Consider the following 21,550-nt stretch of genomic DNA (forward strand, 5'->3'; position numbering starts at 1 on the left):
GTCAAGCGGGGAAATGTATCTTGGCGTGATACATATATCTTGTTATTTGTATCACAGCATGATACAAAAAGAACCAAGCAAGACGGGAGAACGCGATGATCCGCAGCTTCAAAGGCAAACTGGCTCGGGCGGTGTGGGAAGGCCAGGCCACCAAGGGCTTTCCGGCGGACCTGCTTCACCCGGCTCAACGCAAACTGATCATGCTTGCGGCGGCCATTGATCTCAACACCTTGCGCCAACCGCCGGGCAATCGCCTGGAAGCCCTGAAGGGGAACCGGAAGGGACAGCACAGTATTCGCATCAACGATCAGTGGCGCATTTGCTTTCGTTGGGGCGATGGCGCCGCCGAAGACGTTGAAATCGTCGATTATCACTAAGGAGAACCAATCATGGCCGGTCCCGTTATCCACCCCGGGGAAGTGCTGCGCGAGGAATTCCTGGTCCCCCTGGGCCTGAGTGCTGGCGCTGCGGCGAAGGCGTGCCATGTGCCACGCACCCGCATTGAGCGGTTGGTCGCGGAAAAGACCCCGATCACGGCCGACACCGCGTTGCGCCTGGGCCGCCTGCTGGGCACCGGGCCGGAATTCTGGATGAACATGCAGGTGCTTTACGATCTGGCCGTTGCCGAGCGGGCAACGCCAGACCTTGACGACATCACCCCCGTGGAGCGGGCGGCTTAAGGGGAGGTTGGCTTGGGGGCCAAGGCCGCGTGAGGGGAAAGTTTTAACCATCAACAGGGCTGAAACGACTCGATTTCCTGTCCCAGCCGAGGCATCCTGCCCCCGTACACCGGGAACGGGAGAATTTCGATGGAGGATGGGTTCGCGGCGGCCATGGACCATGTGGCGCAAGGAAAGTCCCGAGGGCTGCGTCTCGATCTGGAACCTGAGGGGTTGCAGCCCTCGTTTTTGATCGGTCTGACATTCGGGATGCTCTACGCCGATCCCCTGGGGATCTTGTCCCGAAGATGGGTCACGATCCGCCAGTTGGAGGGGGACCCCCCGGAAAAGTTCATGACCTTCTGCTGGCACAAGCACGCAGCCCGCTCGTTTCGCTTCGAGCGCGTCTATGACGTCTTTGATACCAACGGAGAGGTGTTGGCAGGGCGCACCTTCTTCGGTCGCTACGGCTTGCGCATCAAGATCATGGATCCCTATCCGGCTGGTCCGTCTCCGAAAGCCCCTTCTGTTGACCGGGTGAGCGTGGCACGCCGTGGAAGGCCGTACAAAAACGAAGTCTATGTTTCCCCTTAGAGGATGGAGCCCCTTATGTCTCTGATAAAAAAACGACAAACATTGTTCGGTTTTGCATATTTTATTTGTTTTATCGCCTTTGCTTCTAACTCCCATGCCGATGTTGGAGTTTCTAGAGATGTATTCATTGATAAATTCACCCCAATCGGCTTCTCTTTTGAAAAGGGTTCTGATGTAAAAGGGGCCGAGAACTGGGTTGGTAACGGAAAAGATAGCGTCATCCAATTGATCGGTCCCAAGAAAGATCTTGGTGAGGTTTCCTTGATGCAAGCTTTTGATCAGGATAAAGAGCGTAACCTCCATAAGTTCATCGTGGCCATGTCTTTTGTGAATATTGTTGTCCCTAGTTGGGATGTTAAAGAAATGAGGGCGTGGCTTGCTCAAGCTATTAAAGAGCAAGGTGGGAAAGAAATAAGAGATGGAAAGGAGATTTCCATGACAGTTGTTAAGGAAATGGGAATGACCACCATCACGATCTCTCCTGTCCACTAACCGTATCATCTCAACACCATACTACCGGCGAATGGGGGATAGCGCGTCTGGAAGAGACGCGCAGAGAGAAGGGTGCAAGACGCGGATGACGGTGATTTGCGCCTTGAAGGAGCACAGGCAGTCCGGGTTTGAGCACCGGTAGGTGACTTCGCGCACGATCTCCGTGAGTTGCTCGGTCTTGACGGTGCGGGCCAAGGTGCGGCACGCCGGGCAGGCCGTGCGGGCCCCATCGTAGGGAGGGCGTCTGTTTTCGAGCATGGGCTTTTGCGAGATCATGGAGCCTGTTCCTTAAGGGGGCGCTGGGCCGAACGGGCCGGGCGCTTCAGGGAGCCATCGGGGTTGAAGTGCTCTGGAAACAGGACACCCGGTGCCACATCGACCGCCTGGGCCATTCGCGCCATGAGAGGCCGGGAGCGGCGACCCTGAGCGGCCACGCACACGGCCGCCGGCGAGACGCCTTCTTCCCGGGCCAGCGCCGTAAAACTCAGACCCTTCTCCTTTAGTTGGAAGAGGATCCAGGCGCGCCGCAGGCGTGGACTCTGTGGTATGACGGTTACAGTTTTAATCACCATGACCTCACCATGTCCCGTTTTTGGGGAGCGAGCAACCCCGATTATGGGACATAGAGGCGATTTTTGCCACAGGCTCGCCTCACTCCCGCCGTGGACTCGGCGGAAGTTTAGAACCAACACGAAAAGGGAGGTTTTTCCACCCCATGCCAACCCCAGGTCCTTTCCGGCTCGCTTTGGCCGTGCGACTGCGGGAGGTGGAAACCCGCTTGGGCAGTCAAGCCCGGGTCTGTGAGGTGGCCGGTGTGGGCCGATCAACCTGGGCCCGGTGGGTTGCGGGCGAGAGCGACCCTGGTTTCGAGGCGCTGTCTCGTCTTGCCGTTGCGGCAAAGGTAAGTTTGGATTGGCTGGCAACGGGGAGCGATCAGCAGGGCGGTGGGGGGTCTTGTCCCAAAAACGGGACAGATCCCAGCCCCTCTCCCCCGACCTTGGACGAGGCCTTTCTGGCTCATGTCGCTGATGGCATCGCCTCGGTCTATGCCGAGGAAGCGGCCCGGCTGTCCCCTCGTGACCTGGGCCGCCTCTCGGGCCGTCTCGTCAACGACCTCGTTGGGACCTATAGCGACCCCGTCGAGCGGGAGGTGGGCTTGCGAGTGCTGTTGACGCGCTTGCGCCAGGACCTCCGCGCCGCCCCCGACAGCCCCGAGGCTCGTAAACACTCGGCCTGAGGTTGGTGCGTCCCTAGGGTGTGCGATCAATCAGAACAAGAAAATCCCGTCAAGAGAGCTTTTCCATCAGATTGATCGGGAATGGCCGTGCCGCTCCACCGATGCCGGGACGCCCACCGGAAAAGAGTTACCTCGGTTACCTCCGGGGCGAGACCACTTTAACCGTTTGATAAAAAACGTTTTTTTCGTAACTCGGACAGAGACACTTGGGGTTACCTCCTAGGGGGTAATTCAGTTACGTCTCTGTTTTTATTGCATATTTTATTTTGGAAAAGTGCCTTTCAAAAACGGTTACCTCGTAACCCGAAAGTGCCCTTTTGGTAACGGAAATATCTCTTTTATATCAATAAGGTAACTTAGGTAACTCTTTTCCGGTGGGCGTCCCGGCATCTTTGGAAGTTACGCGCCATGCGTGTACACCCCCCTGTACCGAGGTTTTCCGTGCTTAGGGTTCTTCGGGAGCGGCGCTCTCGGCCGACAGTGAGGTGGTATAGCCACCGCTCCCATCAACAGCGTGGGTCACTTCATGCACCCACCACTCGACCGCATCGAGCTCGGGTCTAAAGCCGGCAACGCGAAACGTCTGCCCGGCCACCACATCAGCACGCCCCCGCGCCAGAGAGAGGCGCAGGGACATTTGCGAGCGCTGCAACGCTGCCCAATGAGCCTCTGCGGCTGCCTTGGCCTCGGCTTCGCTGGGGTAGGTCTTTTTGAGGGTCTTGGGCTGCTTCTCGGCTCCGGCCAGCACGGTTTTGGTTTTAGCCTCCCCCCATGCCTGCCACTTGGCTTGGACTCCACTCACACTTCCCTCGCGGTCGGTGACCTCGAAATCGTGCGTGACGGTCTCGGTCCTCTGGAGGGTCAGGGTTGGCAAGCGTCCCCCGCTGGCGGTCACCCCCACCGCCGCGTGGCGTAAACAGCAACCGGCTGTCCTTGACCGTGGCGACCGCGTCAAAGCGTTCACCGAGCCGGGTGAGAAAGTGGGCGTCGCTCTCATTTGTCTGGTCCACGTGGGGGATGGCGGTCCCGGCCAGCGACGACGCGACGGCGGGGTGAAGTCCATTGCGCTCGGCGATTTGAGCGATGATCTCCCCCACGGTCTGGCCGTCGTAGGCCAGCTCGCGTTGGGTTTTGAGCCCTGCGGTAAAATCGGCCGCTCTGGCTTTGATGGTGATTTGATCGGGCGGGCCCGAGTGGCCGACTTGATCCACCCGGTAGGTCCCCTTATCAACCAATCGCTCACCGTCCCAGCCCAGCGCCAAGCGCAGGACAACACCGCGTCGAGGCAGGGCCACCCGGCCGTCAGGGTCGGCAATGACCAAAGATAGTTCGTCTGAATCGAGGCCTGGCTTATCGGATAGCGTCAAACTGACCAAAGAGCGCGCCACCGCTTCGGTCACGTCTTGGGCGTCGGCCGTCAGGGACCAGCGGGCCTTCATGGTAAGCTGGCCAGCAAGTCGCCGGCCTGGCTCGGGTCTCTGTCTCCGTCAGGGTAGCGGACAAGAGACAGGGTAAACTCGACCCGTCTCGCCACGCCGTTGGGGAGGTGGTAGGTCGAGGTCTCGTTGACCTCCCGTATAAACCAACGTCCCGCGTTGCGCCCAATCCCGTCCACCAGGATCCATGATTTCCCTTCGGCCGCCATGGCCCTGAGCCGGTCGAGGCACGCCACCCCACCGGTCAGTTCCGGCATGAGGGCGCCGGACAAAGTCAGAGTCTCTTCTCCTGGCCCCAGGTACTGGTACGCTGGCGCGGCGCCGGCCCGCTCTTTGCTGCCCCAGCGGTGGGGCGTGGCCCGCTGCCGGTTGTCCCATGGTGCCGTGGTCAAGTCGAAGACAAAGAGCCCGAGGGTTGCCAAGGGCATTTTTTACCATCCTTCCACGCCATCATGCAGCGCGGCTCGGGACCGAGAGCGATCGGCCGCCTCTCGGGCAGCCAACTCCCGGCGCACAGCCTGAGCCACAGCCTGCGGGTCCATCCCCGGCGCTGCCTGAATGACGATCTCGTATTTCTGGTTGTAGGTTACGGTGTTCGAAGGGGCCTCTGTGACAGGTCCCCGACCCGTTGTTTGCACAACGACCTCGGGCCGCACGGTCGGCGCAATGGTGACCTTGGGCACCTCGAACGGTATGGACTGCGGCAAAGCCGGGCCCTGGGCTGCCCGCTCGATGGGGATCGACGTTGTCGGTGCTGCCAGGGGTTTGGGCGCGATGAACGGTGCCGGAGGCGTGTTGAGGGACCGGCTTGGGGGTGGGGCAAGCGGTGTGAGTGTGGCCCGCTCGATGGGGATCGGCGCCGCCGGCGGTGTCAGGGGTTTGGGCGCAACGAACGGTGCCGGAGGCGTGTTGAGGGGCCGGCTTGGGGGAGGGGCAAGCGGTGTCAGCGCGGCCCGCTCGATGGGGATCGGCGCCGCCGGCGGTGTCAGAGGTTTGGGCGCAACGAACGGTGTCGTGGCTACCGAGGGCACCCCTGGCGACGGTTTTGTTTCCCCCCCGAACCACCCCTTAACGGCGCCCAAGCCGTCCCGCAGGGCCCCGAGGGTCCGAGAGAGCCCACCCAAAACCCCGTCCCAGAGTTGGGCGAAGAACTCGCGCAGAGGCCCCCAGGTAGCTTCAATGAGCCCGAGGGGAGACCAAGAGAACAGCGTCTTGACCCCGTCCCAAGCCGTCCCCGCTGTCTCTGTCACGCTGGCAAACCAGTTTTGCACACCTGTCCATGCGTCGTTGAGCAGAGCAGGGATCGCGCCCAGCGCCTGCCCCAAGGCAATGCCGGCCGATCTCGCGCCGGCCAATGACTCCGTTGTTGCGGTCACTGGAGAGACCAGGGCCCCAAACCACTGGACGAGAGGCACAAGGGCGTCCACGACAGGCGCAAAAAAGGACGCGACAGGGGCGAAGGCGGTCCTGAGAGCAGCAACCACCGGGGCAACCCCCGCAGAGAGCCCCTCCCAGAGGCCCGCAAAGAAGGCTTTGACCGGCTCCCAATACGCGATCAGAAGGCCTGCGCCAACGGTGAGGGCCGTCAAGGCCAAGCCAAGGGGGTTGGCCAGCAAAGCCATGCTCAGGGTGCGCAAGCCCCCCAGCACCACGGGGAGCGCTCGGCCCAGGCCGGATAACAACGCTCCCCCCAAACCTCTGAGACCCGGGGTTAGGAGACCAAGGGTGGTGATGGAGTAGCGCAAAACAGCAAACGGCCCCAGCAGCCCGGCCACGGTCAGGGCCAGGGCTCCGCCGGCAACCGAAGCTGTGGCCAAGCCGACCCCGACTTTGAGGAGAGTACTGGCCAGCTCAGGGTTGGTCTTGACCCATGTCGTTGCAACGCTGAGAACCTCGGACGCGCTTTGCACCAACTCACGTAGCGGTCCTTTGCTCGTGAACAACAGGGCAATATTCAACCCTTCCCAGGCGCTGCTCAGGCCGTCCAAATCGCCCCGGACGTTGTCCGCCATCGTCTTGGCAACCTGTTTGGCTTCCCCGGCCGTGCCCTTCAAAACATCCCGAAATTTGGCGATAGCGCCGGCACCGGCTTGGTCGATCAGGGCCGCCAGCGCCCCTCCCGCCTCTTCGCCCGCCACTCCGGCGAAGAGAGCCAAGCGCTGGCCGGACCCCATTTTCTCCGTCTTCTGCGCCAGCTCATCAAGGACGTCGATGATCGGGCGCATATTGCCTTCGGCGTCCGTGGTTTTGATTTTCAACCCGTCCAAGGCGTCAGCCGCCGACTTCGGCAACGCCGCCATGCGGTTGACAATCGCCTTCAGGGCGGTACCCGCATCCGATCCTTGGATGCCGATATTGCCCAACAGCCCCGCCATCGCCGCGGACTCTTCCAGGCTCATACCGGCCTGCTTGGCGATCGGCGCGAGGTACTTCATCGTCTCCCCCAGGGACGAGAGAGATGTATTCGACCTTGTGAAGGTCCCTACAAGAACATCCCCCACACGCCCCATTTCGCCGGCCTCAAGCCCAAAGCCTGACAAAATATTGCTGGCGATATTGGCCGTCTCCCCCAAGTCGGTCCCGGCGGCGGCGGCCAAATCTAGCGTTCCTGGAATAGCTGCCAGAATTTGCTTTGCTGAAAAGCCGGCCATGCCGAGGTAGGTCATGCCCTCGCCGGCCTGGGTGGCCGAAAAGGCCGTAGAGGCCCCGAGCGCTTCGGCTTTAGCCTGAAGTTCAGCAAACTCTGTCCCGGCGGTGTCTAACCGGCCCACCGCTGCCACTTTAGACATGATGGCTTCAAACTCGATGCCGGGCATGGCCAGGGCTGCCGTGCCAGCCAACGATACCGACCGTATTGAAAAACACCATCCTCAATCTTCACAAAATCCAAGCCTGTTTTCTTACACTTTACCGAAGAAATCCATTTAAATGATTTAATTAGCTTATCAAATGCTAGGAGGTAAGAACTTTTGCAATACCAACTCCGAAAATCAACGTACTTCTTCTCGGTCAGAAACCAGGGCATTTCCGCGTCATCGATCTTGATTGGAATGACCCGAACCTGACTACTCTTCAGTTGAGTGTACATCATCGACCGAAGCTCTTCGTCGACCCACGGCGAGGTGATCGAGTTTGCCGATACAACAGCGAAAAGATAGTCGCAGGATGCTAGACCTTCCCCAATTTTGCCGAAGAGCGAGTCGCCCGGCTTGATCTCGACCTCGTCGAGCCACGGGGCAATGCCGAGTGAGTCAAGGCTCTTAGCGAGACGTCTTACGAACTCTTTGTCTTCAGAACAATGGCACAGAAACACCCTCTTCGCGTTCACGACACCCTCCAATCGCTCTGAAAAAACGGGGGTTCACCTATAAAATATCGTCGAGCCCAGCTCAACCGGAGCTATGTGGGTACCTGTGTGACGCCGCTTGATCAGGCGGTGGTTTGTGAAACGGCCTCGGCGCTGGATACCATCGACGAACTTGATACGATCCCGCTGATGATCTTGGGCAACCGATTTTGCCTGTTAGACGACGCTATGCTTCTGCAGCAACAATGACCAGCTTGAAAACCATCAGCTTGGCGGTGGTAGGGGACACTCTAAAGAACGAAAGTAGCACCATGGACTATTTGGCAGCCATGACCGCGTTTGTCCGCACCGCAGCGCTCGGGAGTTTTTCGCGGGCGGCGGGGGAGATGGGGCTGAAGGTCTCGACGGTGTCGCGGTATGTGGCGGGGCTGGAGGCCGACCTGGGGGTGGCGTTGTTTAACCGCTCGACCCGGGGACTGCACCTGACCGAGGCGGGGCGGCTGTTTCAGGGGCGGGCGACGCGAATCTTGGCGGATCTGGAGGAGGCGCGGGGGCAGACGACGGCGCTGAACACCACGCCCCGGGGGGTGCTGCGGGTGAATTTGCCGAGCGCCTTTGGGCGGCGCCATGTGATGCCGCACATGCAGGATTTTTTGGCCACCTATCCCGACATCAGCCTGGACGCGGTGCTTACCGACGTAACCGTGGACTTGATTGAGACGGCCACCGATGTGGCGGTGCGGATTGGCAGCCTGGAGGACTCGTCTCTGGTGGCGCGCAAGCTGGCGCCACAGCATCGGGTGTTGGTGGCGAGCCCGGCATATGGGGCGGCTCACCCGGCTTTAACCCGGCCGGACGACCTGAGCCAGCACGCCTGCCTGAGCTTAAGCGGCCAGCCTTCTCCAACGTGGTACGCCCGCGCCCCCGGGCAAGCGCCCTGCCCGATCGCGATCCAAGGCCGACTGCGCACCAACGACACCGACGTCTTGCGCGACGCGACCCTGGCCGGCCTGGGCATCGCCCTGCTTCCCACGTGGCTGGTCTCGGGCGACCTCCGCGCTGGTCGCCTGATCTCGTTGCTGCCGGCGTATGAATGGACCCTCGGCCCGGACGGGATCCGCTCGATCTGGGCGGTTTACGTCCCGAAAAAGGTGGTCTCTCCCAAGGTCAGAGCCTTTATCGCGTTCCTGATCGACCGCTTCGGCACCCCCCCCTCCTGGGACCTCTAAGGAATGGAGGGGTCTGGGGAGGCCCCCGCCTCCCCAGCCTTCCCTTACTCTTCCCCTTACCCCTCCCCGCGCCACACCCCGCGCAAGGCCCGCTTCGCCGCCCCGGCATCGCGGGCCAAGGCGACAAGATCGGCCCAGCGATCAGGCCGCACGGCAACCGCCGCCAAAACAGCCCCGGCCCGCGTCCGGCCCAAGGCATCGACGCCCGCCACGGCCCAGGCGGGCACGCTGCGGGTGGCCGGATCGGCGACGGCACGCAGCACGGCAAAGGGCACGCCGCGAGCCTGGGCGACGCGGGCGACGGCGTGACTTTCCATATCAACGATGCAAGCCCCGGTCCGCCGGGCCAAGCGGGCCTTAGCCTCGGGGGAGGTCACGGGGTGGGAGACGCCGACCACGGTGCCCTCATGGACCCCGCTCCCGCGACCGCACAAAGCCGCGCTCAGGGTGTCGTCGGGCCGATAGGGGGGAACCAGACTGCCGTCTTCCTGATCGGCGATGACGGCGCGGGCCAGCACAAGGGTGCCGGGGGCCAGGGCGGGATCGAGACCGCCGGCCGTACCGAAACTGAGCAAGGCGGCACAGCCCTCGTCGAGCAGGCGATGGGCGGCCTGCTCGGCGGCGGCGGGGCCGGGGCCAAGGCACAAGGCGCGCCAAGGCCCCGAGGCCGGGATCAGGGCGGCTTCGAGAGCCAGCCCGCAGACCACCCCAACCCGCTCCACGCGGTTACATCCCGGTCAGGGGGAACTTGCTGTTACCCTGACTGAGCGAGCGATAGCGCGCCAGCGCCCACAGCGGGAAGTAGGCCGAGTAGCCGTGGTAGCGCAGGTAGAAGATGCGGGGGAAGCCGACCGCGTTGTACAGCTCTTCTTGCCACTTGCCGCCGTCGCGCGGGGCATCGAGGAGGTAGCGGATGCCCCGTTCCACTTCGGGGCTGTCAACCTCGCCGGCCGCCATGAGGCCGAGCACGGCCCAGGCGGTTTGGGTCGGGGTGCTGCCCTTGACCTCGCCCTTGCGCTCCTTCCAATAGGTGGCGCAATCCTCGCCCCAGCCGCCGTCGGGCTGCTGGCGATCCTTGAGCCACTGGACGGCCTTGCGCACGCGGGGGTCTTGCATATCCACATCGACGGCGTTCAAGGCGTTGAGGGCCGACCACGTGCCGTAAATGTAGTTGGTGCCCCAGCGCCCGAACCAGGAGCCGTCCTCTTCCTGCTCGCTCCACAGGAACTCGACGCCCTTTTGGACGACCGGGTCGGTGAGCGGGCAGCCGATCTGGGCCAGCATGCCAAGGCAGCGGGCCGAGACGTCCACGGTGGGCGGATCGAGCAGCGCGCCGTGGTCGGCGAACGGGATGTGGTTCAGGAACTCGGTGTTGTTTTCGGCATCGAAGGCGCCCCAGCCACCGTTGGCGGACTGCATGCCCTTGATCCAGGCTTCGGCGCGCTTGATGGCCTCGCGGTTGACGTCGCCTTCGTTGGCGCGATCGAGAGCCATGACGACCACGGCGGTGTCATCGACGTCGGGGTAATAGTCGTTCCAGTACTGGAAGGCCCAGCCACCCGGCTCGAGATGGCCGCGATTGTGGGCCCAGTCGCCAACCACGGACAGCACCTGACGACCGCGCAGCCACTCATTTGACTTGGCGATGGCGGGGTCGTTGGCCTTGAGGCCGGCTTCCTGAAGGGCATGGCTGGCGAGGCAGGTGTCCCACACCGGCGACAGGCAGGGCTGGACGTATTCGATGTCGCCGTGCCGGACGCACAGGCCGTCCACCGCCTCGCGGGCGATGCGGTAGTGGGGATGGTCCTTGGCGTAGCCCAGGGTCTGATAGACCATCAAGGTGTTGGCGATGGCCGGATAAATGCCGCCCAGGCCATCCTTGCCGTTGAGGCGCTTTTCGATGAAGTCGAGAGCCCAGGCCTCAGCCTTGCCGCGAAACAGGCGATGGACGGCGGGCTCAATGACGCGCAGCACCTTATCCACCTGAATCAGGGTTTCGCCGATCCAGTGGCCGGTGGGGTTTTTCATCCAGTCGCGCACGTCCTCCGGGTTTCGGCGGAACAGCTCCTGAACGCCGATACCGCGCGGATTGATGGCGCGGGCACGGCGCGAGTAGAGGACCATGAGCGGCGTCATGACCGTGCGCGACCAATAGCTGACCTTGGTCGTGTGGAAGGGTGACCAGCGCGGCAGCAGCACGGCCTCGATGGGAGTCACCGGGCAGGCGCGCCAGGGCACCTGACCAAACATGGCCAGGGTGAAGCGGGTAAAGACGTTGGCCCGCTCGGCGCCGCCGTGGGCCAAGATGGCGGCGCGGGCGCGGCGCATGTGCGGGGCTTCGACACTGTCACCCACCAGCTTCAAGGCATAATAGGCCTTGACGCTGGCCGACATGTCGAAGTCGCCGTCATGGAACAAGGGCCAGCCGCCGTGCTTGCCCTGGATGCGGCGCAAGTACCGGGCGAGCCGATGTTCGCGCTCGTCGTCGATCTCGTCGAGGAAATGGTTGAGCAGAATATACTCGGCCGGAATGGTGGCATCGGCCTCAAGCTCGAACACCCAGTGGCCATCCGCGTTCTGACGGTCGGTCAGCCAGCGGGTCGCCTCGTCGATAATGGCGTTCAGCTCGCCGTCACCGACAGGGTTTCCTTCCGTGGCCGGGGCCCCGGTTTCCCGCAGGTATACACTCGCGTCCATCATGGCATCCATACTCACTCGAAGGGCTGGGTTCGCGGCATGCGAACAGGGCGCCGCACGCCGACGCCCGAAAAACGTGGTCTTTGTGAAGAAAAGCGCCACCTAAGTCAAGTGCACCCTTGGTGCAGCGCAGCAAAGGCCGCTGCTTCACCCGATCGAATCGCTCCTTCGAGGGTAGCGGGGAGCTTTGTATCCGTCCAATCCCCTGCCAGAAACACGGCGGGGGGTCCTCCCCGCACGCCGGGCCGGCGCCGAGTCTGGTCTGGTGTCTGGGCCACGGTGGCGCGCCGCTCCTTAATGACGCGAAACGGCGGCAGCCCGGGGTCAAGGTCGGGACGGGCCTTCACGACCTCGGCCCAGACCCGGGGACCCAAGGTCTCGGGATCCAAGGCATCGGTGACCAGGGCGGCGCTCATGGTGACGGAGAGAACATCCCGGCGCACGAACAGCCATTCCGAGAGTCCCCCCAAGATGCCAAGCGGCACCCGGTGTTCCGGGTCATCGGCTCCCGGTGGCGGGGCCTCCAGGCGGAAGTGGACGTTGACGATGGGATGAAAGACCTCGGGCACAATGAGCCCCGGCACCAAGGCGGCAGCCCCCCCCGGCGGCACCGCCAAGATCACCCGATCACGCGGGCCCAGGGGAAGGCTCTCGCCGTCGGCAAAACGCAGTAGGCCGGGCTCCAGGGCCACCAAACGGCGACCGAAGCAAACCTCGGCGCCACGCGCGCGCAGCCACGCCACGGCGGGATCGACGAAGGTTGCCGACAAGGAGTCGCGGGCCAGCCGCGGACGGCAGGCGGCCTCGCCCCGACCAAAGGTTTCGATCAGCACCGGAGCCAACAGACGGGCGGCGGCGGTCTCGGGCGGCGTGTTGAGCACGCCCACGCACAACGGCGCCCACAGCCGGCGGTACAGGGCGGACCCGGGATCGAGCACCCCCGCCACAGTGTCCTCGGGCCTGGCCCGCAGCAGCCGCCATGCCCCCAGATAGTCGCGGGCCCGGGTGCCGGGAACCCGCCGCCCAGGATCAAGGATCCACCAGGGCAGACGGCCCGGCGTGGGCGCCAAGCGCCAGCGTGCCCCGCTGCCCAGATCCACGAAGTCGAGGCGGGCGCGCGACGGCCCGACCAAGGTCTCGGCGGCGCCCACGGTTTCAAGATAGGCCCGCACCCGGGTGTTGCCCGAGAGCAAAAGGTGCGTGCCGTTGTCGATGACCCGATCCAAGGCGCGATCCAGGAAGGACCGGCAGCGCCCCCCGGCCTGGGGGGCGGCCTCGTGCAGGCACACCCGCTGTCCGGCTTCTTGCGCGCGCACGGCCGCCGCCAAACCGGCGACACCGGCGCCAATCACGTGAACGCAAGGCATGGGCTCACCCCATCCCGTGGCGTAAGGCGATGAGCATCTTGACCCAGGCCGAAACCTTGACCGGCTGGTCCAGGTGCTCCCAGCCCCGGGCGTTGAGGGCGATGAGATACCGGCGATACACCTCTTTCATGATCACCGCCGGGCGGATGGTGCGACGGTGGCACTGGGCGTGAAGACGGTCGGCCTCGGCCAGCTCGGCCGCCGCCTTGCCCGCCAGTTCGGCGCACACCTGGGCGGTGCCGGGATGGGCCAGCACGGCCTTGAGGTCATGGGTGTCGGTGACCCCGTGGGCGCGCAGACGGTTGAGCGGCAAGTAGAGCCGGTCGCGCTCGGCGTCCTCGGCCACGTCGCGCAGCACGTTGATCAACTGCAAGGCCAAGCCGGTGTGGTGGGCGATATCGTCGATCAGGGCCGGCTCGACGCCGAAGATTCGGTTGGACAAACGCCCCACGGCACAGGCCACCCGGTCGCAGTAGAGCTCCAGGGCCGGCACGTCCTCCAGGCGCACGCGCTGGCCGGCATCCATTTCCATGCCCTCGATCACCGCGAGGAAATCCTCCTGGCGCAGGGCATGGCGCCAGCGCGGCCCCTCCAGGGCGCGGGCGACGGGGTGGGTCGGCTCGCGTCTTGGATCGTAAAGGGCGGCGATCTCGTCGCGCCAGCGGGCCAGGGCGGCGCGCTTGTCGCCTTCCGGCTCGGTGCCGTCGGCAATGTCATCGACCACGCGGCAGAAGGCATAAAGGGCGTACATGGATTCTCGGCGCTCGCGCGGCAAAATGCGCATGGCGCCATAGAACGAGGTGCCGGATGTCCGGGTGATGGCCTCGACATGGGCGACCAGGGCCCGGGTCTCGGCGGCCTCGCGCAGCCCCTCGGCCTGGGCCGCCGAGGCCCCTTCCAGACCGTCCCCGCCATAGGCACGGCCTTTCCACTCCCCGCCCCGGCCGCGATAATGGCGCCGTGCCGAATCGAGGGTCATCAGGGTGTAGAGCAAGGCCGCGACCGGCAAGGCAAGGCCGGCGATCGGAGGGCGGCGGTACAGGCGCAACGTGGGCCGGTACAAGAACGCCATGCCCACCCAGCCCAAGCCTCCCAATCCGGCGGCCAGCCAGTCACCGAGCGCGAGACCAAGCACCGTCAAGACAGGGGGAAACAGATAAAGGATGGTCATGCCCAAGACAGTGGCCAGCAGCATCCAGGGCGAGCGCCGCAGTTGGACATAAGCGGTGCGCGCCACCATGCCCCAGATGTCGCCCAGACTGTCATAGACCCGCAAGGAGCGGGTCCGACCGGCCAACCCCAGCCAGATCGGCCCCTTTTCCTTGAGGCGGGCGGCCAGGGCACAGTCGTCGATCAGGGCTCCGCGAATGGACTCGATGCCGCCGATGGCGTCCAGGGCCTCCCGCCGCACCAGCATGCAGCCCCCGGCGGCCGCGGCGATGTCGCGGTCAGGATTGTTGACCTGGGGAAAAGGGTAAAGCTTCTGAAAAAAGAAGACAAAGGCCGGGATCAGCAGGTGTTCCCACGGGCTGCGGCAGCGTAGCTTGACCATCATGGAGGCCAGCACCAGCCCCTGGCGTTCGGCTTGGCTGATCAGGCGGGTGATATTGCCCGGCGCGTGCTCGATGTCGGCATCGGTCAACAGGACATAGCGGGCCTCGGGCGACAGGCGCTTGGCTTCGTCGAGGCCTTGGCGCAGGGCCCACAGCTTGCCCGACCAGCCGGGCGGCAACGGCCGTCCCTTGATGACCGACAAGCGCTTGAGGCCATCCGAAATGCCCACGGCCCCTTCCAGGGCGGCTTGGGCTGTGTTGTCGATGCTGTTGTCATCGACCACAACGACCTTGAGGGTGCCGAGGTAGCTTTGGTTCAGCAGCGAACGCACGGTCACGGCAATGGTCTGGGCCTCGTCGCGCGCGGGGATCACCGCGACCAGGGCCGGAGCCGGCGTGGGCAAGGTGGTCAGGGTGTCCAGGCGCTGGTCGGCCCGCCAGAAGCCCCGGCGCGACACCAAGACCACCGCCCACGCCAGCAAGGACACGGCGGCCAGGAGAAGGGGAAGGCTCATCGACCGGTTCCTTTCGCATGCCCCCAGGAGGCGAGCCCGCCGGCCAGCAGGGCTTTGCCCCCGCGCCCGAGCCCGCGCAGCGTGACCAGGGCCAGGGCGCTTTTGGACAGTTTGACCCGACGGGCCAGGGGATCCTCCCGCTCCAGGCGGTCGAGCAAGGCGACGGCGATCTCGACGATGACCCCGGCCTCCAGGGCGAGGCGGCGGTCCTTGATGTCCACCGGCAGGGCCTGGGCCGTGACCATCAGCTCCCGCGTCGCGGCAAGGCAGCGGTCGATCACTCGGCGCAGAGCAGGCGAGCAGGCCGGCGCCGCCAGATCCTCGACCCGAGCCCCCTCGGCGGCCATCCAGTCGGCCGGCAGATAGACGCGGTCGAGATCGCGATAGTCGTCGGCGCAGTCTTGCAGGTGGTTGATCACCTGCAAGGCGGCGCACAGGGCATCGGAGGCGGTGGTGGTCCCCGAGCGAGCACCGCCGTGCAGATCAATCAGGTAACGCCCAACGGGGGCCGCCGACAGGGCACAGTAGTCCATGAGATCGGCCCAGGAGTCGGTTCGGTTCTTGACGGCATCGCGGCAAAACGCCGCAATCAGATCAACGCCGTGGCGAGCCGGCACGGTGGTCGCTGCCAAGCTCGCGCGCAAGGCCAGGGCCTTGGCGTAGGCCGGATCGTCGGGGCCCTGGCCGGTCAGCGCGGCCTCAAAGCCCTTGAGGCGGGCCACTTTGTCGGGCCCCGACAGACCGGGGGCATCGGCGATGTCGTCGATGGCGCGGGCGAAGGCGTAAAAGCAAGCCACATGGGGCCGGACCCGCGCCGACAGCAAGACCGAGCCCACGGGAAAGTTCTCGGTGGCCGCCGACTTGCCCGACGGCGCTTCAACGGCCGAGGTGGACGAAGGCGGGGGGGTGGAGGAGTGCATGGACGCCAACCGCGACAAGGGGAAAGGGATGCCTCGCCTGTACCACAGGCCCCGGCCCAATGCCACCCATCCGCCCTTTGGCGCCCCATGGAAGACGGGGGAGGCGGGACCGCCCCGGCCCCTTCCTTCCTTGGGGGTCCGGCCAAAACGGGGGGCTCGGCGCCGACTTGACTCGGCGGCATGCTTGCACTCGGGCATCTCCGCCCCTTACTGAAAGGGGAGAGGGGGGAACGGATGGTCCATCCACCCTCCCTTGGTCTTGCTTCGTCTCGTCGAAGCTAGGACCTTATGACGGGTACGGCAACGGAGTGAGGGATGCACGACGCGACCAAGAACCCCCGGCCCGCCTCCCAAGATCCCTTGCCCTTGAGGGCGAGCGCGGTGGACCGGTTGGCGGGGATCGGCCGTTGGCACTGGGATCAACCCCAGCGGACGCTGGCGTGCTGCGATGCCATGCGCGCGCTCCTGGATGGGGACGATCTGGAGGGGATCGTACCGCTACGCACCCTCCTGCGGCGCATCCCCGTCGAGGATCGTCGCCTGCTCTGGCGCGCCCTGCGCCGGGTGCGCGATGGCGCCCAAACGTTGCGCCTGACCATTCGCGTGCGTCGTCCCAACGGCTCCTGGCTGCATCTGCGGGCCCTGGCCGTCGCCGACCGGGACCAGACCGGTCGCTTGGGCTCGTTGCTGGGGCTGGGCCAGGATGTCACCCGGCAGGTGGAAGCGGCCCTCGCCCTGGCGGCGTCGGAAACCCGCTATCGGGGCATCTTGGAAAGCGCCGGAGACCCGATTTTTGTCTATGACCAGGACGGCAAGGTCATCGACGCCAACCCCCAGGCCTGCGCCGCTACGGCCTACACCCTGGAGGAGCTGCGCGGTCGCCCCATCAGCTTCATCTCCCCCTACATTGCCGAAGCCGAGGTGATCCGCTCCTGGCGCGAGTTGATCCCGGGCCGGCCGGTGACCCGCCAAGGCGTGCATCGGCGTAAGGATGGCTCGGAATACCCGGTGGAGGTCCGGGTCGGCGTGTTCGTTAGTAGCGGCGAGCGGCACTTTGTGGCCATCGCCCGCGACATCAGCGAGCGCCAGCGCATTGTGCGCGAAACCACCCTGGCCGCCCAGCGCTTCCGGGCCATTTTCGACCTGGACCTGATCGGCGTTGGCGTTTTGGACACCACCCGCCGCTGGCTGGAGGTCAACGACGTACTGCTGACCTTGCTGGGGCGGGAGCGGGCCGAGTTGATTGGCCGTTCGTGGAGCGCGGTGCTCGACGCCGAGGACCGCCTGCGCGAGGACCAGCTCTGGCGTGATATGAGCCGCGAGGGCCGCTCGTCCTATGCCGTGGATCTGCATCTGCGCGATGCCCGGGGCCGGCCGGTGCCGGTGCGGCTGTCCATGGGAGCGGCGCGCGGCGGCGATGGTCTGGCCCCCCAGTACATCTTGCTGGTCCAGGACCTGTCGGAGCGCCGGGCCTGGGAGGCGGCCAAAGCCGAAAGCGAAGCCCGCCTGCGCTCGCTGATCAACGCCACCACCGATGCCATTGCCCTCCTCGACCCCGATGGAACCATTCGCGTGCTCAACCGCGCCGGGGCGCGACTGCTGGGCACCACCAGCCGCCAAGCCTTGGGCCGCAGCTTCTATGGCTTTTTGGACCGGGGCCGGGCCGTGACCCACCGCCATGTATTCCACGACGTGCTGTCCACCCAGCTTCCGGTAAACCGTGAGGAGCGTTGGGGGGAGCGCTGGATGGACATTGTGGTTTTTCCGGTCCTCGACGGCAACGGCAAGGCCATGGGCCTGACCTTGTATGCCCGTGACGTCACCCGACGGCGCGAAACCGAGCAGCGTCTCCAGGACAACGAGGCACGGCTGCGCGGGGCCTTCGACAGTGCCGTGCACGGCATTGCCCTGCTGTCCTTGCAAGGCGGCTTCCTTAGGGTCAATGGCGCGCTGTGCCGCATTGTCGGCCAGGAGGCCGCCTTGCTGCTGAGTGCCGACCACAGTGTGCTGGGCCAGCCTGACCCGGAGCACGACGAGGACCCCCTGGACGCCCTACTGGGCGGACGCAGCCCCGATTGTTCCGTGGAGCGGCGCCTGCAACGCCCCGATGGGACAGAGGCTTGGATCCACGTGGCCGGCTCCATCGTGCGCGCCGAAGACAACACTCCCCTTCATGTTGTTGTTCACGTCCAGGACATCACGTTACGCCGACAGGCGGAAAAGCGGGCCCGCACCGCCGAGAGCCATTTGCTTGAGGCGGCCGCCTTGATGTCAGAGGGCTTGTTGCTCTTCGACGAGGACAATCGCCTGGTTCTTTACAACGAAGCCTACCTCCGCCAGATGCCCGAACTGACCGACGTTGTGCACCCCGGCGTCTCGCGGGAAACGATTGTGCGCCGGGTGGTGGATGACGGCTTGTTGTTTGTGAGTCCCGACCCCCTCGAGGCGCAGGAGGACCAAACCGAAAGCACCATTGATCATATGCCGCTGCCCGGCATGGGGCCCCGAACCTCGGCCCCCCGGGAATTTCGCCGGCCCGACGGGCGCTGGTATCTCGTGCGCACCAGCCGCACCGGCGCCGGCTACACCTTGGTGCTGGGCTCGGACATCACCGACCTCAAGACCCGCGAGCACACCTTGGCCTCGGCCAAGGAAGCGGCGGAACTGGCCAACCGGGCCAAGAGCGAATTCCTGGCCAACATGAGCCACGAGTTGCGCACCCCGCTGAACGCCATCATTGGCTTTTCCGACATCATCCAAAACACGATGTTCGGCGCCATCGGCAACCCGGTGTACGCCGAATATGCCCGGCGGATCCATGAATCCGGGCTGCATCTCCTGGATATCATCAGCGACATCCTCGACTTGTCGAAAATCGAAGCGGGCGAGCTGACCTTGGAAGAAGCCCCGGTGGCCCTGGCCCCCCTGGGCGAGGAAACCCGCCAGATGCTGCTCACCCGCGCCGAACTCAAGGGCATCCACCTGTTAAACGCCATCGCCCCCGACCTTCCCGCCCTGTGGGCCGATGCGTTGCGGCTCAAGCAGATTCTGATCAACCTGATGACCAATGCGGTCAAATACACCCCAGAAGGCGGTGAAGTGGTGGTCCGCGCAAGCGTCCGCCCCGAGGGCGGCGTGACCCTGAGCGTCGAGGACAACGGCATCGGCATGGATGCGGAGGGCATCCGCATCGCCCTAACCCCCTTTGGACAAGTGGAAAGCACCTATACCCGCCGCCAAGGGGGGACCGGCCTGGGCCTACCCTTGACCGCAAAACTGGTCGATGCCCACGACGGTCTCCTGGAGATCCAGAGCAGCCCGGGGCGGGGAACCACCGTCAGCGCTCTGTTTCCCTCGGCCCGAACGATCTGGCCGGGGGTGAATTAAACAAAGGACAGACGAAGGCTGGGGAGSCCCCCCTCCCCGGCAGCCCCCACTCGGGCTGTCGGGGAGAGGAAGGGACGGGGTCAGGACAACACCCCTTCCGGGAGCCCGCGCGCAATGGCACAGTGAGGTGAAACCTCCGGCGACAGGGAAGACAAGCACTCGCGGCACGTTCCCGTCCGGGCCGCCCGATCGCAGACCAAACGGTATTCCCGCCACGCGCGCGCCGCCGTGTCCCAGAGCATCTCGGTATCCTCATGGCGCGCCGCCGGTCGAGACGAAAAGAACAGACGCTCCCACATGATTTCTCTTCCTCCACCCAAAGAGCCAAAGGGAACGACAGCAGGAACGATCCTGCGAAAAACACATACCTTTGTATTAATCCATAACGATGTACATGTCAACACACCCGCGCATTACCCCACCCCTTATTTCCCCCTAAGGGTGAAGACCCCGACCCCACCTCCCGCAGGCTGGGCGTGTCTCGTCTTTTTGGTTGACCGCCTTCCCGGGCGATGCGATACGCGCCGGGCGGGGCTCATCGGTGCGCACGAGGCCCTGGCTCCCTGGACAGGCCAGTCCCCCCGTTTTGAGAGATGCCCTGGCGTTTTTCACCCCCCCTGGCCGTCCACGTCGTGCCACGCGCAAAATGTCGCCGCCAGGAAGGGGTCTGGACGATGATCATCACGGTTTCCGAGGCTCCCAGCGGCCCGTCCTGATCCCCTGGGGGGTCTCTTGTCCCGGCAGGCAAGGACAAGACCCCAGGTCCCGCTGGCCCGGTCCACGCGGTCAGCCTTTCGTGCTTCTTGCGGGAAGGTTCTGGGAGGACCCCGATGCCGCTGCACACCATCACCGACATGTTGAACAGGCAGAAAATCGTGGAAAACATGGTGCGCACCCAAGGGATGCGGCGCCACGAGCTGGTGACGGCGGTGGTGCAAAAACAACATACGGCCGAGGTCCAGGCCACCCTGGGCCGCTTGTCGGCGGCGGAAATCGGCGAACTCCTGGAAAGCCTTTCGGCAGAAGATGCCCAGCGCCTGTGGGACCTAGTGGGCGAGGCGCGCGAGGACGACATCTTGTGGGAGGTCTCGACCGACCTCGCCCGACAACTGGCCGGCTCACGCGAACCGCGCTTCCGCCAGGGCCAAGTCTGCGCCTACGAAATCAAGAATGGCCGCATGCACGTGGTCACCATCACGTCGAGTCGCGACCTGGAAAACCTAAAGCCGATCTGGATCGATCTGCTCGGCGTCTCGGATTCCGAACGCGGCTGGATCGCCCGGCGCTACGGCCTGGAACTGCCCAACCCCGACAAACTCACCGACCTGGAAGTCAGCGCCCGCTATTACGAGGAAGAGAAGGACGAGATCCACCTTCACTCCAACTTCCTGCTCGACCGCGAAGGCACCTCGCGCAGCGTCCCCGTGGCCTTCGTGGTCCACAAGGGCATCTTGTTTGCCGTGCGCAACGAGGAACTCCCGGTCTTTCGTCTCCAGCGCCTGCGCATGCGCAATCATCCGGGCGAGATCTCGGACTGCATGGACCTCATGCTGGCCCTCTATGCCGCCGACGTCGAATACTCTGCCGACTCCTTGGAAGACACCTACGCCACCTTGCGCCAAGTCAGCCAGCAAGTGTTGAGCGAGAAGGTCAGCGACGAGGCCGCCGCCAGCATCCTGAGCGCCATCGCCGAGGAAGAGGACCTCAACAGCCGCATTCGGGGCAACATGCTCGATACCCAGCGCGCCGTCTCCTTCCTGATGCGCGGCCGCTTCCTGTCCCCCATCCAACTGGAAGACGCGCGCGAGATCATCCGCGACATCGAATCCCTGAACACCCACACCGCGTTCTTGTTTGAAAAGATCAACTTCCTGATGGACGCCACCGTTGGCTTCATCAACGTCAACCAGAACAAGCGGGTGTCCCAGCTTACCGTCGCCGGCGTCATCTTCATGCCCCTCAACGTGCTCGCCAGCATCGGCGGCATGTCGGAATTTTCCATGATGACCCACAGCGTCCCCTGGCCCGTCGCCTACAGCGCCTTGATCCTTGGCATGATCTTGCTGGGCTGGGGCACTTACGTCGCCGTGCGCTTCTACGAAAAGCGCCGCCAACGTCGCGAGGCGCAAGACCGGGTGCGGTCGGAGTGAGGGAAGG

General features: G+C 64.5%; 22 protein-coding genes. 9 read left to right on the plus strand and 13 right to left on the minus strand.

The window, feature by feature from the left end; all coding sequences use genetic code 11:
• Positions 1 to 95: 95 nt before the first annotated feature.
• From RSPPHO_RS02370 to RSPPHO_RS19625, 4 genes are all read left to right on the plus strand, one after another.
• A complete protein-coding gene (locus RSPPHO_RS02370; RefSeq protein WP_014413690.1) occupies positions 96 to 377 on the plus strand; it encodes a type II toxin-antitoxin system RelE/ParE family toxin in 282 nt (93 codons plus the stop codon).
• 12 nt (positions 378 to 389) lie between these two features.
• Positions 390 to 680: a HigA family addiction module antitoxin gene (locus tag RSPPHO_RS02375; RefSeq protein WP_014413691.1), complete on the plus strand. Its 291-nt coding sequence runs from the start codon at positions 390 to 392 to the stop codon at positions 678 to 680.
• 129 nt (positions 681 to 809) lie between these two features.
• Positions 810 to 1,253, plus strand: a complete 444-nt coding sequence (locus tag RSPPHO_RS02380) for a hypothetical protein (protein WP_014413692.1) — start codon at positions 810 to 812, stop codon at positions 1,251 to 1,253.
• Positions 1,254 to 1,268: 15 nt separating this feature from the next.
• The gene (locus RSPPHO_RS19625) at positions 1,269 to 1,745 is read left to right on the plus strand and encodes a hypothetical protein (protein ID WP_157879053.1); all 477 of its coding nucleotides are present in this window, start codon (positions 1,269 to 1,271) and stop codon (positions 1,743 to 1,745) included.
• Positions 1,746 to 1,766: 21 nt separating this feature from the next.
• Here the strand turns inward: RSPPHO_RS19625 and RSPPHO_RS02390 are convergent, their stop codons facing one another.
• Both RSPPHO_RS02390 and RSPPHO_RS02395 read right to left on the minus strand, forming a co-directional pair.
• Positions 1,767 to 2,021 (minus strand): ogr/Delta-like zinc finger family protein, encoded by a 255-nt coding sequence (locus RSPPHO_RS02390; protein WP_041793816.1) that lies wholly within the window; start codon positions 2,019 to 2,021, stop codon positions 1,767 to 1,769.
• Positions 2,018 to 2,317 carry a helix-turn-helix domain-containing protein gene (locus RSPPHO_RS02395; RefSeq protein ID WP_041793819.1) on the minus strand — a complete coding sequence of 100 codons (300 nt, stop codon included), beginning with the start codon at positions 2,315 to 2,317 and terminating at the stop codon, positions 2,018 to 2,020. The genes RSPPHO_RS02390 and RSPPHO_RS02395 overlap by 4 nt, the downstream gene beginning before the upstream one ends.
• A 143-nt stretch (positions 2,318 to 2,460) precedes the next feature.
• Here RSPPHO_RS02395 and RSPPHO_RS02400 point away from each other — a divergent pair, with 143 nt between their 5' ends.
• A complete protein-coding gene (locus RSPPHO_RS02400; protein WP_041793824.1) occupies positions 2,461 to 2,982 on the plus strand; it encodes a helix-turn-helix domain-containing protein in 522 nt (173 codons plus the stop codon).
• A gap of 445 nt (positions 2,983 to 3,427) precedes the next feature.
• On the opposite strand, the gene RSPPHO_RS21655 is transcribed toward RSPPHO_RS02400, so the two are convergent.
• From RSPPHO_RS21655 to RSPPHO_RS21870, 5 genes are read right to left on the minus strand one after another with little or no spacing between them, the layout of a single operon-like run.
• Positions 3,428 to 3,784, minus strand: a complete 357-nt coding sequence (locus RSPPHO_RS21655) for a hypothetical protein (RefSeq protein ID WP_339325395.1) — start codon at positions 3,782 to 3,784, stop codon at positions 3,428 to 3,430.
• The gene (locus RSPPHO_RS20785) at positions 3,741 to 4,421 is read right to left on the minus strand and encodes a contractile injection system protein, VgrG/Pvc8 family (protein WP_051013581.1); all 681 of its coding nucleotides are present in this window, start codon (positions 4,419 to 4,421) and stop codon (positions 3,741 to 3,743) included. The genes RSPPHO_RS21655 and RSPPHO_RS20785 overlap by 44 nt, the downstream gene beginning before the upstream one ends.
• Positions 4,418 to 4,846: a phage tail protein gene (locus tag RSPPHO_RS02410; protein WP_041793833.1), complete on the minus strand. Its 429-nt coding sequence runs from the start codon at positions 4,844 to 4,846 to the stop codon at positions 4,418 to 4,420. The genes RSPPHO_RS20785 and RSPPHO_RS02410 overlap by 4 nt, the downstream gene beginning before the upstream one ends.
• A 3-nt stretch (positions 4,847 to 4,849) precedes the next feature.
• Positions 4,850 to 7,258 carry a phage tail tape measure protein gene (locus RSPPHO_RS21415; protein ID WP_051013582.1) on the minus strand — a complete coding sequence of 803 codons (2,409 nt, stop codon included), beginning with the start codon at positions 7,256 to 7,258 and terminating at the stop codon, positions 4,850 to 4,852.
• On the minus strand, positions 7,177 to 7,746 hold the full coding sequence (locus RSPPHO_RS21870; RefSeq protein ID WP_157879055.1) for a toll/interleukin-1 receptor domain-containing protein: 570 nt from the start codon (positions 7,744 to 7,746) through the stop codon (positions 7,177 to 7,179). The genes RSPPHO_RS21415 and RSPPHO_RS21870 overlap by 82 nt, the downstream gene beginning before the upstream one ends.
• Before the next feature lie 87 nt (positions 7,747 to 7,833).
• Here RSPPHO_RS21870 and RSPPHO_RS19635 point away from each other — a divergent pair, with 87 nt between their 5' ends.
• Complete coding sequence (locus RSPPHO_RS19635) at positions 7,834 to 7,974, plus strand: hypothetical protein (protein WP_157879056.1); 141 nt, start codon at positions 7,834 to 7,836, stop codon at positions 7,972 to 7,974.
• Positions 7,971 to 8,954, plus strand: coding sequence for a LysR family transcriptional regulator (locus tag RSPPHO_RS02420; RefSeq protein ID WP_339325396.1), 984 nt, complete (start codon positions 7,971 to 7,973; stop codon positions 8,952 to 8,954). The genes RSPPHO_RS19635 and RSPPHO_RS02420 overlap by 4 nt, the downstream gene beginning before the upstream one ends.
• Before the next feature lie 56 nt (positions 8,955 to 9,010).
• On the opposite strand, the gene RSPPHO_RS02425 is transcribed toward RSPPHO_RS02420, so the two are convergent.
• The 5 genes from RSPPHO_RS02425 to hpnC all read right to left on the minus strand — a co-directional run bounded on the left by RSPPHO_RS02425 (position 9,011) and on the right by hpnC (position 16,006).
• The gene (locus RSPPHO_RS02425) at positions 9,011 to 9,676 is read right to left on the minus strand and encodes a phosphorylase family protein (protein ID WP_014413696.1); all 666 of its coding nucleotides are present in this window, start codon (positions 9,674 to 9,676) and stop codon (positions 9,011 to 9,013) included.
• Positions 9,677 to 9,680: 4 nt separating this feature from the next.
• The gene (gene shc, locus RSPPHO_RS02430; RefSeq protein WP_242390555.1) at positions 9,681 to 11,654 is read right to left on the minus strand and encodes a squalene--hopene cyclase; all 1,974 of its coding nucleotides are present in this window, start codon (positions 11,652 to 11,654) and stop codon (positions 9,681 to 9,683) included.
• Between the two features lie 104 nt (positions 11,655 to 11,758).
• A complete protein-coding gene (gene hpnE, locus RSPPHO_RS02435; protein ID WP_014413698.1) occupies positions 11,759 to 13,018 on the minus strand; it encodes a hydroxysqualene dehydroxylase HpnE in 1,260 nt (419 codons plus the stop codon).
• Positions 13,019 to 13,022: 4 nt separating this feature from the next.
• A complete protein-coding gene (hpnD, locus tag RSPPHO_RS02440; protein WP_041793844.1) occupies positions 13,023 to 15,086 on the minus strand; it encodes a presqualene diphosphate synthase HpnD in 2,064 nt (687 codons plus the stop codon).
• A complete protein-coding gene (gene hpnC / locus RSPPHO_RS02445; protein WP_157879057.1) occupies positions 15,083 to 16,006 on the minus strand; it encodes a squalene synthase HpnC in 924 nt (307 codons plus the stop codon). Before hpnC ends, hpnD begins: the two co-directional genes overlap by 4 nt.
• A gap of 315 nt (positions 16,007 to 16,321) precedes the next feature.
• Here hpnC and RSPPHO_RS02450 point away from each other — a divergent pair, with 315 nt between their 5' ends.
• On the plus strand, positions 16,322 to 19,393 hold the full coding sequence (locus tag RSPPHO_RS02450) for a sensor histidine kinase (protein WP_014413701.1): 3,072 nt from the start codon (positions 16,322 to 16,324) through the stop codon (positions 19,391 to 19,393).
• An 80-nt stretch (positions 19,394 to 19,473) separates the two neighbouring features.
• Here RSPPHO_RS02450 and RSPPHO_RS19640 read toward each other — a convergent pair whose 3' ends face one another.
• The gene (locus RSPPHO_RS19640) at positions 19,474 to 19,692 is read right to left on the minus strand and encodes a hypothetical protein (RefSeq protein ID WP_157879058.1); all 219 of its coding nucleotides are present in this window, start codon (positions 19,690 to 19,692) and stop codon (positions 19,474 to 19,476) included.
• A 531-nt stretch (positions 19,693 to 20,223) separates the two neighbouring features.
• Here RSPPHO_RS19640 and RSPPHO_RS02455 point away from each other — a divergent pair.
• Positions 20,224 to 21,543, plus strand: coding sequence for a magnesium and cobalt transport protein CorA (locus RSPPHO_RS02455; protein WP_041793846.1), 1,320 nt, complete (start codon positions 20,224 to 20,226; stop codon positions 21,541 to 21,543).
• The last annotated feature ends 7 nt before the right edge of the window (positions 21,544 to 21,550 follow it).

Origin of the sequence: Pararhodospirillum photometricum DSM 122 (assembly GCF_000284415.1) — a bacterium.
Taxonomy (GTDB): Bacteria; Pseudomonadota; Alphaproteobacteria; order Rhodospirillales; family Rhodospirillaceae; genus Pararhodospirillum; species Pararhodospirillum photometricum.